This is a genomic window from uncultured Fluviicola sp. (assembly GCF_902168135.1).
Taxonomy (GTDB): domain Bacteria; phylum Bacteroidota; class Bacteroidia; order Flavobacteriales_D; family Crocinitomicaceae; genus Fluviicola.
On record NZ_CABHOL010000020.1, the window covers coordinates 36,819 to 49,983 of the forward strand.

The 13,165-nt window shown below is 42.2% G+C and carries 10 protein-coding genes and 1 tRNA gene; 4 read left to right on the forward strand and 7 right to left on the reverse strand.

What is annotated here, in order from left to right; all coding sequences use genetic code 11:
- Together QZT69_RS07430 and QZT69_RS07435 are read right to left on the reverse strand one after the other, a co-directional pair.
- Entirely contained in the window at positions 1-684 is a 684-nt protein-coding gene (locus QZT69_RS07430) for a biopolymer transporter ExbD (RefSeq protein WP_294672468.1), read from the reverse strand.
- A gap of 39 nt (positions 685-723) precedes the next feature.
- Positions 724-1,524 (reverse strand): MotA/TolQ/ExbB proton channel family protein, encoded by an 801-nt coding sequence (locus tag QZT69_RS07435; RefSeq protein WP_294672471.1) that lies wholly within the window; start codon positions 1,522-1,524, stop codon positions 724-726.
- A 353-nt stretch (positions 1,525-1,877) separates the two neighbouring features.
- Here QZT69_RS07435 and paaZ point away from each other — a divergent pair, with 353 nt between their 5' ends.
- Together paaZ and QZT69_RS07445 are read left to right on the forward strand one after the other, a co-directional pair.
- Positions 1,878-3,953, forward strand: a complete 2,076-nt coding sequence (gene paaZ, locus QZT69_RS07440) for a phenylacetic acid degradation bifunctional protein PaaZ (RefSeq protein ID WP_294672473.1) — start codon at positions 1,878-1,880, stop codon at positions 3,951-3,953.
- Positions 3,954-4,039: 86 nt separating this feature from the next.
- Positions 4,040-5,152 (forward strand): energy transducer TonB, encoded by a 1,113-nt coding sequence (locus QZT69_RS07445; RefSeq protein WP_294672476.1) that lies wholly within the window; start codon positions 4,040-4,042, stop codon positions 5,150-5,152.
- A gap of 6 nt (positions 5,153-5,158) precedes the next feature.
- Here QZT69_RS07445 and QZT69_RS07450 read toward each other — a convergent pair whose 3' ends face one another.
- The gene (locus QZT69_RS07450) at positions 5,159-5,920 is read right to left on the reverse strand and encodes an alpha/beta fold hydrolase (RefSeq protein ID WP_294672479.1); all 762 of its coding nucleotides are present in this window, start codon (positions 5,918-5,920) and stop codon (positions 5,159-5,161) included.
- Positions 5,921-5,948: 28 nt separating this feature from the next.
- Positions 5,949-6,464 (reverse strand): heavy-metal-associated domain-containing protein, encoded by a 516-nt coding sequence (locus tag QZT69_RS07455; RefSeq protein ID WP_294672482.1) that lies wholly within the window; start codon positions 6,462-6,464, stop codon positions 5,949-5,951.
- Positions 6,465-6,705: 241 nt separating this feature from the next.
- On the opposite strand from QZT69_RS07455, the gene QZT69_RS07460 reads away from it, so the two are divergent.
- On the forward strand, positions 6,706-7,221 hold the full coding sequence (locus QZT69_RS07460; RefSeq protein ID WP_294672485.1) for a DUF2480 family protein: 516 nt from the start codon (positions 6,706-6,708) through the stop codon (positions 7,219-7,221).
- On the opposite strand, the gene QZT69_RS07465 is transcribed toward QZT69_RS07460, so the two are convergent.
- Complete coding sequence (locus QZT69_RS07465) at positions 7,199-7,819, reverse strand: polysaccharide deacetylase family protein (RefSeq protein WP_294672487.1); 621 nt, start codon at positions 7,817-7,819, stop codon at positions 7,199-7,201. The genes QZT69_RS07460 and QZT69_RS07465 overlap by 23 nt on opposite strands.
- A 6-nt stretch (positions 7,820-7,825) precedes the next feature.
- On the reverse strand, positions 7,826-11,989 hold the full coding sequence (locus QZT69_RS07470) for a DUF2723 domain-containing protein (protein WP_294672489.1): 4,164 nt from the start codon (positions 11,987-11,989) through the stop codon (positions 7,826-7,828).
- Positions 11,990-12,172: 183 nt separating this feature from the next.
- On the opposite strand from QZT69_RS07470, the gene QZT69_RS07475 reads away from it, so the two are divergent.
- Positions 12,173-12,245 (forward strand) — tRNA-Gln (locus tag QZT69_RS07475).
- Between the two features lie 445 nt (positions 12,246-12,690).
- Here the strand turns inward: QZT69_RS07475 and QZT69_RS07480 are convergent.
- A complete protein-coding gene (locus tag QZT69_RS07480) occupies positions 12,691-12,933 on the reverse strand; it encodes a zf-TFIIB domain-containing protein (protein WP_294672490.1) in 243 nt (80 codons plus the stop codon).
- Between the last annotated feature and the right edge of the window lie 232 nt (positions 12,934-13,165).

Consider the following 13,165-nt stretch of genomic DNA (forward strand, 5'->3'; position numbering starts at 1 on the left):
TTATAATTGCTGTGCTTCCTGGGAAGTCACGAAATTCAAATTGTTCAACTTCAGGTTACGGAATACTTCGATCACCGTTTTTACTTTCACGTATTCGGCTTCCATATCGGCCTTCAACACGAATTTCGGTTTGAAATCTTCCGGTTTAAGAGGAATTCCTCCTTTTCCTTGTTTGGCATTTTCTTCTTCAAACTTTGCTTTTCCGTAGTCGAGCATCTCGCGGTTTGCAAAATTGATCCAGTCGGCCAACTCATTGTTCTTAGTTGTATCAACAGGAATTGTTGCATTCGGCAAGTTTTTACGCTCTTCAGCTTCAAGAGAAAGGTATTTCGGAAGCTCACTCATGCTGCATCCAAAACCTCCTTCCATTCTGCTGAATGTTGTAATATTCTCTTCTGAAAACGGAACTTTATATTTAGCTGCCATTTGCATCAAGACTTTTTTACGAACTTCTTCTCCCGAGCAAGTGAAAAAGACTCTTCCTTTTGTGTCCACGGTAACCATTACCAGGGTCTTTTGAGGAATGTCATCTTTCCCGATCGAAGAAGGGATTTCGATTTTTACAACTTCGTCTGTACGGAAGTCAGCTGCTAGCATGAAGAATGTAACCAAAAGGAAGGCCAAGTCAACCATTGGCGTCATGTCAATGGAAGGGGAACCTTTAGGTAATTTTAATTTAGCCATTCTTACTTATATTATTTCTTCGCCAAAGACGAATGAATATTAATTGTTAGCGTTAAAGTTTTGAACGATAGCAAAACCAGCCTCATCCATAGCGTGAGTCATTTGATCGATCTTCGTGTTGAAGAAGTTGTACATTATTGTAGCCACTGTAGAAGCGAAGATACCAAAGAATGTATTGATCAAGGCCTCAGAAATACCAATTGATAATTTAGTTGTATCAGGAGTACCGGCACCCATCGCCTGGAAGGATTTGATCATCCCCAATACCGTTCCGATCAAACCGATCAAAGTACCTACAGATACACAAGTAGAGATGATAACCAGGTTTTTAGACATCATTGGAACTTCCAAAGAAATTGCCTCCTCGATCTCAGCTTTGATGATCTCAGATTTTGTCTCCTTATCCAAAGTAGGGTCTTTCTGAACTGATTCATATTTCTCTAATCCTGCGCGGATTACATTAGCCAAAGATCCTTTTTGCTTATCACACTCTTCCAATGCACCCTGGATATCGTTTGATTCCATCAAAGATTTGATTTTTTCAACGAATGCGTTGATGTTACCACGACCTTTTGTTTTGGAAATACTGATGAAACGCTCAACAGAGAAAATAATTACGATGATGTTTACCGCCATCAAGAAAGGTACGATGATACCTCCTTTGTAGATAGTACCAAGCGTGTTGTTGTCAATCGGGTGCTCATTCGGATCACCATTAACGAAGTTTGCAGGATCTCCTAGAATGAAATAATAGATAAGAAATCCAATCCCTAATGCAATTGCAATAGATAATGAGGCAACTAATGATGAAAAACCTCCTCCTGTTTTTGTCTTGCTCATAATTTAGTCTTTATTGAAACTTTTTACATGTTTAAGCCTCAAACATACTAAAAAGGTTTTAATTAGTTCCAAACCTTTTAGTGAAATGAGTTGCCTTTTTTATCAAAATGCTTCAAAATCCATTTTAAGTACCTTAATTACCAATTGAACGAAAGAATAGACCTGTTTTGCGGAATGTTACGAAAAAATCAAGCCTGTATTAACTAAAAATGAACATTCTTTCATTCTGGCTTCCGTACAACTTCCTTCAACTTTGGTTCAATGACCGGATAAATTTGAAAGAAATTACTTCGTTTTGCAACGGTGCTGATTGAGCGTTGTATATTTGAAATGAAATTTCAGAGGAAATCAAGATGATACAAGTAAAGAATTATATATGCGGTCAATGGGTGGCCGGTGAAGGTGAAGAACAAAAAATCTATAATGCCATTACCGGTGATCAGATCGGGTCGGTTTCAAGTGCAGGACTGGATTACGAAGCAATCCTGAATTACGGAAGAACAGTCGGCGGAAAGCAACTGCGCAAAATGACTTTCCAGGAACGCGGACGCATGCTCAAGGCTTTGGCGCTTTTCTTAATGGAGCGTAAAAGAACTTATTACGAAGTTTCTGCATGGACAGGTGCTACGAAAGTGGATTCCTGGATTGATATCGAAGGCGGGATCGGGAACTTGTTTGCAAATGCTTCATTGAGAAGACAATTTCCGGATTTGCCTTATTATGTAGACGGAAACACCGCACCAATGTCTAAGAACGGATCTTTTATCGGACATCACATCATGGTGCCTAAGCAGGGAGTTGCTGTTCACATCAATGCTTTTAATTTCCCGATTTGGGGGATGCTGGAGAAAATTGCAGTGAATTTGATGGCAGGTGTTCCGGCAGTGGTGAAACCATCCGAGTTTACCAGCTACCTGACGGAGGTGATGGTAAAGGATATCATCGATTCGGAAATATTGCCGGAAGGCGCTTTACAATTGGTTTCCGGGTTTGGCCGCGGGATCATTGATCATGTAACGAACCAGGATGTGGTAACTTTCACCGGAAGCGCATTCACCGGAAGGAAGTTGAAAGCGCATCCGCGTTTGATTGAAGAATCAGTGCCGTTTAATTTGGAAGCCGATTCACTGAATGCGATGGTACTTGGTCAAAAAGCTGCTCCGGGAACAGAAGAGTTTGATATTTTCGTGAAAGAGGTAACAAAAGAAATCACGATCAAGGCCGGTCAGAAATGTACGGCTGTACGACGTATTTTGGTTCCTGAGAATTTCATTGAAGAAGTGCAGAAAGGAGTTTCGGCTCGTTTGGCATCCACAACGATAGGTGATCCGAAGGTGGAGGGTGTGCGCATGGGAGCTTTGATCAACCGGACACAAGTAGAACGTGTTCGCGAGAATGTGGAGTTATTGGCGAAATCCCAGGAAATTATTTACGGAGATCTGGACCAGTTTGATGTGGTTGGTGCGGATAAGGATAAGGGAGCTTTCTTTTCCCCGATCTTATTCCTGAACGATTCTCCGTTCGACAAACAGGATGTTCACAATGTAGAAGCTTTCGGACCGGTTTCAACGATCATGCCTTACAAGGACATGGACCAGGCAATCGAACTGACTAAATTAGGAAAGGGTTCATTGGTAACATCCATTGTTACTGCTGATGATAAAGAAGCACGTGAGTTTGTAGTAGAAACCGCTTGTGTGAACGGGCGTATTTTGGTTCTGAACAGGGATTGTGCGAAAGAAAGTACGGGTCATGGTTCTCCGATGCCTTTGCTCACACACGGCGGACCTGGTAGAGCCGGAGGAGGAGAAGAAATGGGCGGAAAACGCGGAATCATGCATTACATGCAGCGTACAGCAATTCAGGGGCATCCTACAACCATCACGGAAATAACACAAGTTTACCAACAGGGTGCGAAAGGGAATATCAGCGATATCCACCCGTTCAAGAAACATTACGAAGAATTGGAAGTAGGGGATCAATTGATTACCGAAAGCCGTTTGATCACTGCCGAAGATATCGATGCCTTTGCGGCTTTGAGCGGCGATAATTTCTATGCACACAAAAGAGAAACGAATTTTGCAGGTACCATGTTCGATGAACAGGTTGCTCACGGATATTTAATCATGAGTATTTCGGCAGGATTGTTTGTGGATAGCTATGAAATCAACCCGGTGCTTTTGAACTACGGTATTGATGAATTGCGATTTACCAAACCGGTGTATGCAGGAGCAAATATCCATATCCGCTTCACATGCAAGGAGAAAGTGAGCACGGACGTTACTCCGAACGACGAAGATCCGAAAACACATATTCAGCGCGGCGTTGTAAAATGGCTGGTTGAAATGCTGGATGATTCGGACGAACCATTGGTTGGTATTGCAACAATTCTGACGATGGTGAAGCGTTTGGATCAGTCAATAAATTGAAACAATGCATGAATATACCATGTAGGGCTGTGATTAATCGCGGCCCTACGTATTTATAATCGTCTGAAGATTACTATCTTTCGGGCATGAAATTACTACTCTTTTCACTGTTTATTATCGGGAGCTTCACCGTTTCGGGGCAATGCGCCAAAAAACAGCGCAGACAGCTTTTAGCAGATTGTGCCTCCGAACAGCAGAAGCAAGAAGAAGCTCTTACTGTTTTCAGTAAATCCAAGGCCGAGTTTGATACGGTGAAAAAGATTGCCAGGGGCAAGATCGACTCTTTGAGAAACGGTGAAAAACAGTTGCTCGCTTGTTTCTTAAACTATTCAAGGTTTCTTTACCAGTTAAAAGAGCTGAAAACGGAACTTCCATCCTTAAAACACACTTTTAAAAGTGATGAAGTTCCTATCCATAGTGAGTTCCTTGTTCCCATGGAAAGTACTTTGTCGGCGGTTTTTGTATTTGAGAAAGTTTCTGAAAAAGCAGACCTCGGGGATCTCAGTGTGAAGGAGCAAAATAAAGTACTGCGCAGAAAATTGGATGAGTATAAGCGTTATTCCCTTTCAAATACCGTTCGATTAGGAGAAATGAAGGAATGTAGTGCACGAATCAGTATTTTTTTACCACGTATTGATTCGATGTTTCGCGTATATAGGGTGCTTGCAAATGATTTGACTTCTGACAGCTGGAAATTGCAGGATAGATTAAAACAGGAGGAAGCAGTTTTCAGAAAGAAAGGACCCAAGGATTTCCCGGAAGCTTATTTTTTGACTTTTCCGGAAGTTTTCCCGGGTTTTATTTCCACCGGACAACTGAATGAGCCTATCGAATATACATCTTTTGAATATTCCTCTCCGATTGCTGTTGAGCACAATGAACCAAAAATTTTTGAATGGACAGAAGATGCTGCCGTTTTCCCGGGAGGTAGAGAAAAGATGAATGAGTTTATAACCACGAACCTGCGTAACCCCGAAAGTGTTGAGCAAGGGATTATTTCAGGAAAAGTGTACGTTAAGTTTGTGGTTTCTGAAAAAGGGGAGATTTCAGCTGCCCAAGTTTTAAAAGGAATTCCTGCCTGTCCGGAATGCGGGGAAGAGGCAATCCGCTTAATAAACAGCATGCCGAATTGGATTCCTGCAGAGCACGATGGTAAAAAAGTGAAATCGTATGTGGGTTTACCCGTTAAATTTGAATGAACAATTTCACCGCAATAAAAATTCCAAAACGGCATTCATGAATTCCTCCGGTTGTTCTGCGTGGACCCAATGTCCTGCATTTTCAATTGTCAGAAAAGAAGAATCCGGGAACCGGTCTTCAATCTCAGGAATGTCTTCGTCCAGGATGTATTTGGACATTCCGCCACGTATAAATAAGGTTTGAACAAAAACTTCTTCATCCGGAATTGCTTTCAGGATATTCTGCATTTCCCGTTCCAGGACTTCCACATTCATACGCCAGGCCAATTTGCCCTTTTCGATCCAATAAAGGTTCTTCATCAGGAACTGACGTGTACCGTTTTCCGGAACAAAAGGAAGCAGGACTTCTTCTGCAGCCGAACGTGAATCCATGGGGGTGGCATTCAAAGCGGCAATGCCTTTTAAAATTTCCTGATGGTGGGGAGGATAGCCTTTGATTCCCATATCTACCACGATCATTTTTTCAATCGTATCCGGGTAAAGCTGTGCGCAACGCATAACGGTTTTTCCGCCCATGGAATGACCCAATAGATTGACTTTTTCCAATCCCAGGTCAGTGATCAGTTCGTGAAGATCTTCTGCGAGAATATCATAATCAAATTCATCACTCCAGTCTGTATGACCGTGATTGCGCTGATCCACTAAAATAACCTGGAAATAATCCGAAAAGCGTTTGGCATGTGTCTGCCAATTGTCTGAAGAACCAAAAAGTCCGTGAAGGATAATCAATGGCTTTCCTTCTCCAATAATACGATGCTGCAGCTTCATGGTACAAAACTACAAATCCGCTTTGTTTTTAGCTGAGTAAATGGGAAAAAAATCGGAAGATATTCGGTATCTCCCAGTTTGTTTGTGGTACTTCTACGTTGATCTTCGTGGTCTTTGTTTCCGTGACAGTCGTTGTTGAAGGACTGCTTGATTTCATTTCTCCTTCAATATCCGTAGAACTTGATTTTCCGGTTGTAAACTGCTTGTCATTGACAGTTTCAATGATGGAAACAATTTTATCAGCGGAGATTTTTGATTTGTCAAAAGTGATGTAAGCGGTATTGGTTTTTCTTCCCGATTCGAAATCATAAGAAACACGGTCAACAGCTCCTGTTTCTTTCAGCGCCATTCGGATTGATCCGCCACAAGCGTGTTCACAACTCATACCTGAAACCTCGATTGCCAGTTTGCGGTTAGCGTGAACCGGATCCATTTTTTGAGTAACTATTTTCTTCTCAACCTTGATGATTTTCTTTTCGGGAGTTGATGTACAAGAACCCAAAACCAAAACAGTTGCAAGTCCTAACAAAATCGAGTGTTTCATGGTTTAATATAATGTGTGGGCGTAAAATTAAGGGAAATGAAAGACCTGTTTCACTAATTTTTGTTAAAATGGATGAGCGGCAGCTGAAGTTTAACAATTGACAGATTCTTGTACGGAAATTGGAAAGGTCAGGTTTGTAATGCTTTATACAGATAAGAAGAATTATGAAAGATGAGTTAAGTGCCAAACAATTCGTAATTCGGCATTCGCAATTCGCAATTAATAAACGTAATTTTGCAACATGTCTGAGATAGTAAATAAAGTAGCACAAAGCGGGCTGATCGCAGTGGACCTTGCGGAGTATTGTCCGAAGAATTCTGAGTTTGCAGGTTTTGATTTCGAGCCTTCTCTGTGGCAGGGATTGGTTTTGAAGGAAAAAGATTTCCGCGATTACGTTAAGAATTTCGATTGGAACAGCTTCCAAAACAAACATGTGTACTTATATTGCTCAGTGGATGCCATTTTGCCTTCCTGGGCTTTCATGCTGGTGAGCTCAAAATTGGTTGGGATTGCAAGTTCAGTGACAATCGGTACATTAGCCCAAGCCCGACAAAAAGCATTGGAATTGAGTATCGACCAATTGGATATAGAGCAATTCAATGACGGGAAACTGATCGTGAAAGGATGTTCGGACATTCCAAACCCGGAAGCTGCAATGTCGCAGTTTTTGGTGAAAGTCCAGCCGGTTTGTTCCAGCATCATGTATGGTGAGCCTTGTTCAACGGTTCCCATTTTCAAGAAACCGAAACAGAAATAGCTTCCGAGCAAAATTCAGCTTCTTTGAGCTGTCTGAACAATTGTGGCAGTAATTCTTTTTGCCTTTCTGCAATCTTTGAATTATCATGAAGAACCAGGATTTCACCCGGTTTAATTCGTTTTGCTTCAGAAAGGATGCGTTCATTGCTTACACTCAGATCGTAATCATAAGATAACCACGACCACATGATTATTTGGTGTGTCTTCGCGATTTCTTTAGCAACACTCGGTTTGATTCTGCCATAGGGAGGCCTGAACAGTTTTGTAGGATAGGTTTCTTCAAATTCCCGGAATGATTCCAGGTACAATTCATTTTCTGTTTTAATGGAATTCAGGTGTTTCATGGTGTGGTTTCCGACCGTGTGCCCTTCATTCAGAATACGCCGGAACAACTCCGGATATTTCCTTACATTCTCTCCCACGCAAAAAAACGTTGCTTTCCAGTTGTATTCCTTTAAGAGGTCCAATACAAAAGGGGTGATTTCCGGGTTCGGTCCGTCGTCAAAAGTGATGAATACGACCTGTTCAGAAATGGAAAACCTCCACCTTAACCTTGGAAAAACCCAATTCGTTAAGCGTGGAGGTTTAAATAGTTTCATATAAAATTACATTGTATCCGGATCGTAAGGCTCAGCAGCTTTTCCACCCAATGCAGCCTCGTCAAGAACAGCTTCCGATCCAGCAGGCATTTGCGGAGTTGGCTTTGGAGCTGTAGGCACCTGTGTTCCGGTTAATTGGAATGTAAAGTCAATCGCATTCATGGTGCCTTGCAAACGTGCTTTCTTAATAGCAAAGTTTCCATCTGTTCTGCTTTCACCGTTTTCCAGTGAAAGTTGATCCAATTCCGTATAAATACGCGGCAGATCCACGTTGTAAAGATCTTCCAGACCTTTTGTAGTTCTGCTTACCAACGGATTGTTCTTAGAAGCAATGCGCTCGTCACCTGCAAACTTATGAAGTGTTGCGTAGTTGATCACCGCCGAGATGTAATCCATATCGTTGGATGCTGCAAAGTTTGCCGGGCTGTTTTTGAAGTAACCGATGATGCTTTCTAATTGACGTGCAACTTCAGCTCCTAGTTTTTCAGCACCCGCTTTATCTCCGGCTCTGTAAAGAAGACCTACGTAATCCTGAAGAACTCCATCCTGGAACTGTTGGTATTCTGCTCCGTTCGCATCTTTGATCGAACCTGCAGGCGAAGGTCTTTCACCGTAATCCAAAACGATATCAGCAGGCATTACTTCCAATGATTTGTGAATAACTTCAGCCGCTTTTTTACGCAATTGAGCCGGAGTCATTCCCATGGATCCTTTGAAAGAGTTTTCCAAAGAATCAGCTACTCTTGCCTGACCGGAAGCACGAAGGTTCTTCAACATCGGACCGTATTGCTGTTTGCTCATTTCCATCTGCTCAGCTTCGATCACGTAATGTTCGGCCAATTGAGCGAACATCGTTCTGAATTGAACGGTTTGTCTTCTTGCATAGTAATCCGTCAATACGTCGCGGTCGTTCATTTTACCATAGTGGTAAGTGTTCATCAAATGTTTGTACATCAACTTCTCATTGATCGGAGTTTTACCCTGAGCTAAGATCGGAGTGATTTCCCACGCCATACCATTCGTACGTAAGTGTCCGCTTTGGTACATCGCTGTAGAAACTTCGGTATTTCCCGGAGAAGTAAAGTACATCGGGCGTTTCCAGTCGTTGTGAGCCAACATGTCCAAAATCATAATGTCGGATTTTGTAATCGTCTGAACGGATCTTGAATTGAAACGGAAGCGGATCTCGTCTTCGCAGTTCGCCAGTTCATCTTTGGAGATAATCTGAGATGCCAAAGCATTTTTCTTATTGACAGGAAGGATGAATCCTGTACTTGGAATAACACGCAGAGAAGCTGTTCCGTACTTGATCATGTTGTCATCGTTCTGCATGAAAGTGATTACATCTTTCAATGGAAGGAATGACCAGGAATCTTCCCAGGAGTTTAGGATTTCCTGCATCGTCTCCAATCCTTTTACATCAGCTTCCAGGAATTGGTTTCTGTAACCTTCGAATACTTCCAGGATTCCGTTTTCCATAGCTTCAATCACTTCGATAGAAGCCGAATCTGCACTTGCATTTTGGAATACCTGGCGAATCTCATTGATTCTAGGCTCGTATGCAGCGTCTTTCGCTTTTACACCTGATAAAACAGATGTACCGGCATTCGCAAAGTTTGTAAACGCCTGTCTGAACTCAGCAGGACTGTTTTTTACTTTGATCTTGAATAAACGATCTACTTCTTCCCGTTTGATTCCCTGGTTCAGCATGCGTGTGGTAGACAAGAAGAATGCCTGGTCCGTTCCACCAGCCCACTGAAGGATCTGGTCTTCTCTAAATGTAATAGGAAGTGGTTCGGAATCGTACATTTTCATCTTCATCTGGTTGGTGTACCAGTCGGTGTCGAATAAGCTGGTGTTACATACGCGAACATCCGTGCGCTCACCTTCTACTTCCTGTAAATACCAAAGCGGGAATGTGTCGTTATCTCCTACAGAGAAAATGATACCATTCTTGGCACAAGATTGAAGGTAATTGTATGCTAAATCATGAGCGGAAGACTTATTGGAACGATCGTGGTCATCCCATCCCTGCTCGCCCATGATGTAAGGAACGAATAAAGTAAGTACGGTGAATAAGGTTGCGGCGACTGTATTATTCGGAAGCGCTTTCCGCAGTCCGAAGGCTAATCCCAGCAAGACCAGACCGATAATTGCAATGATTAACCAGGTTGTCAAGATGAAACCACCGCCAGAAGCTGCGAAAATCAATATGAACCCGGTCAAAGCTCCGTAACCGATCAGCATTTTCTTCCAGTCTTCTTTCTGGAAGTTTTTGTACGCATCGTATAACGCAAGAACACTCAATCCAATCCAGAATGCGAAGGCGTAGAAGGATGCTGCGTATGCATAATCACGCTCACGCGGTTCGAACGGTTTTTGGTTCAGGTAAATAACGATCGCAATTCCGGTAAAGAAGAATGTCAGGAATACGATAAATGCGTCTTTCGGAGCCCTGTAGAAATGGAAGATCAGTCCGATCACACCCAAAACAAGCGGAAGCATCCAGAAATTATTGTGAGCCGGATTTTCCAATGTGTAGTAAGGTGCATGCTCCTGGTTCCCCAAACGGGCATCATCGATGAATGAGAATCCGGAGATCCAGTTCCCGCGCATTTCATCACCATGGCCCTGGAAGTCGTTCTGACGACCGGAGAAGTTCCACATGAAGTAACGCCAGTACATCCAGTTCATTTGGTAGCTGAACATGTAGCGCATGTTTTCACTGAAACGCGGAAGTCTTAAGCCATCGTCACCGTTCTCATCGGAATCTCTTACATCTGTAGGATCATAACCCGACCAGTTTTTATAAGCAGCAATCTTGGGATCATTCGGGTTACCGGAAGTATAATACATACGCGGTAAGAACGTTTTTTGAGCATAGGTCTGCTTGCTGTTCTTTCGGATACTTTCGTTGCTGGAGAAATACTTCTCTTTCACGGAATAGTTTCTTCCTTTCGATTTAGCCCAGTCTGTTGCTTCTTTTTCAGTCATGAAAGCTTTTGCATCCATTCCCGTTTGCTCATTTTCAACTACGAAACGACGCAGGTAGAAAGGAGCGGCATCTTCGTATTCACTTGGATCATTCAATTGTGAATTCCAGTAATTTCCGTTTAAGATAGGCCAGGAACCATATTGTTCACGCTTCAGATAAGCATGCAGGGTAACTAAGTTTTCAGGGTCGTTCTCATCCAAAGGCGTGTTTGCATTGGAGCGGATAACGATTACTGCAAAAGATCCGTAACCGATTAACAAGAATGCCAAACTCCACAAAGCGGTATTTAAGATCGGTTTTGCTTTTCTCTTTGCATATCTGAAAGCCCACATAAAGGCTCCGATCAATAAAAGGAAGAAGAAAATCGTTCCGGAGAAGAATGGCAATCCGAATGAATTCACAAAAGCAACCTCGAAAGAAGAAGCCAAAGCAACTGATCCCGGGATGATTCCTTCCTGTACAAAAGCAAGTACAACTACTGAAATTAAGCCTGTCAGGATAATTCCTTTCAGGTTCGTTTTCTCCCAAAGATTAAAGTAAATCACGTAAGCAATTGCCGGCACAGCAAGTAGACCCAATAAGTGGACCCCGATAGCCAGACCGAACATGAACCAAATCAGGATCATCCAGCGCATCGGAGATCTTCCGTCTTTGATTTCTCCGTGCTTGATGCCGATCATTTCTGCATCCCATTTCAGGATCATCCAGAAGATCGCAGCAGTAAATAAGGATGACATCGCATAAACTTCTCCTTCAACAGCGGAGAACCAGAAAGAATCAGAGAAAGTATAAGCCAAAGCTCCGATAACTCCCGCCCCGATAGTAGCGATCTGATCACCTCTTGACCAGTCTCTGTCTTTGCGCTGCATGATTTTCTTACCGAACATGGTAATGGACCAGTACAGGAATAAAATCGTAAATGAACTGCACAAAGCTGAAAGGCGGTTGATCCATACGGCAACCATTTCAGGTTCTGCGAAGAAAGAGAACAAACGTCCAAGTACCATGAATAAAGGTGCGCCCGGAGGGTGACCAACTTCTAATTTATTTGCTGCTGTGATATATTCCCCACAATCCCAAAGTGAAACGGTGTCTTCAATGGTCAGGAAATAAACAATCGTTGCGATTAAAAAAACAAACCAGCCTGTAAGGTTATTCAGTTTATTGTAATTCATGATTTACTTTGAAAGTTTGACTCGCGAAGTTATAAATATATTGGCACGATTCCTCATAGAAATGTTGAAAAATGCTAAATGGATGAAATTCAAGGTTTTTTCCACTTTTTCGCTGAAAAACACCAATTTTTTTACTGCTTTTCTTGGATGGAAAGAATTTAGTATTAACTTTGCCACCGCAATTGACCCATGGTGTAACTGGCAACACGTCTGATTTTGGTTCAGAAGAGTCTAGGTTCGAGCCCTAGTGGGTCAACAAAAGGAAAAGGAATTCGAGAGAGTTCCTTTTTTCTTTTGTACCTCTTCTCTCACACTCACACTCGCTCTTTTCGATCTTCAGAAAATTCCTTTTCCTTTTGCAGCGTGAGTTTTGAGAGTGAGAGTGCGGTGGCCCGTTCAAAAAAGTCTAATTTATACGCGTTGGTTTTGTGGTGGAATTGTAGAAATAGAAATTTTAGAGTGGGGACGGGAGTTGGTGTAGAATTACTAGATTGAACCATCTAAATTCTTACAAAAATAAACTGTAAATTCCCTTTGGCAGAATTGAGAAAATAACAGTCCCCTCACACAATGAGCAAGGGGAGTTGTGTATATGGAACTTCCATTCTCCACATCGTTTTAAAATGGAATGGGACAGAATTGGCGTGCCGAATGGTGAATTGAAATGTCAAATAAGTTAGAATTCAATTCAAAACGAAAGATCAGAAATCAAACAGATCGCCCAAAAATCCTTTTTTCTTTTTGTGTGGGTGATAGTCATTGTCCCGCTTGTCGTCTTTGTGATTTTTTTGAGAATTACTCTGGATATACTGACCTGACCGCTCGATAATCTTATCCAGTTCGCCGCGATCGAGCCAAACTCCCCGACACCCCGGACAATAATCAATCTCGACGCCGTTTCTATCGGTCATCACTAATTCTCTATTGCAGTTTGGACAATTCATGGTAAAAATTTTATGGTTTCCATAAAGGTATCAATAAACCAACTTGTGAAAATAATACAGTACCTAAAAAAAGTTAAGCGTCTTCAAAGGATCCTTCACCTTTAAGGGTTTTTCGTACCTTAGAATATAACGCAAAATCGAGGGGTATGAAAAAGCAGTTTTATCTGGCTAGAGAGCAGAAGTTTTGTCCGGCGTGTGGAACGCCATTGCAGGAGGGGCATGCACAATGTCC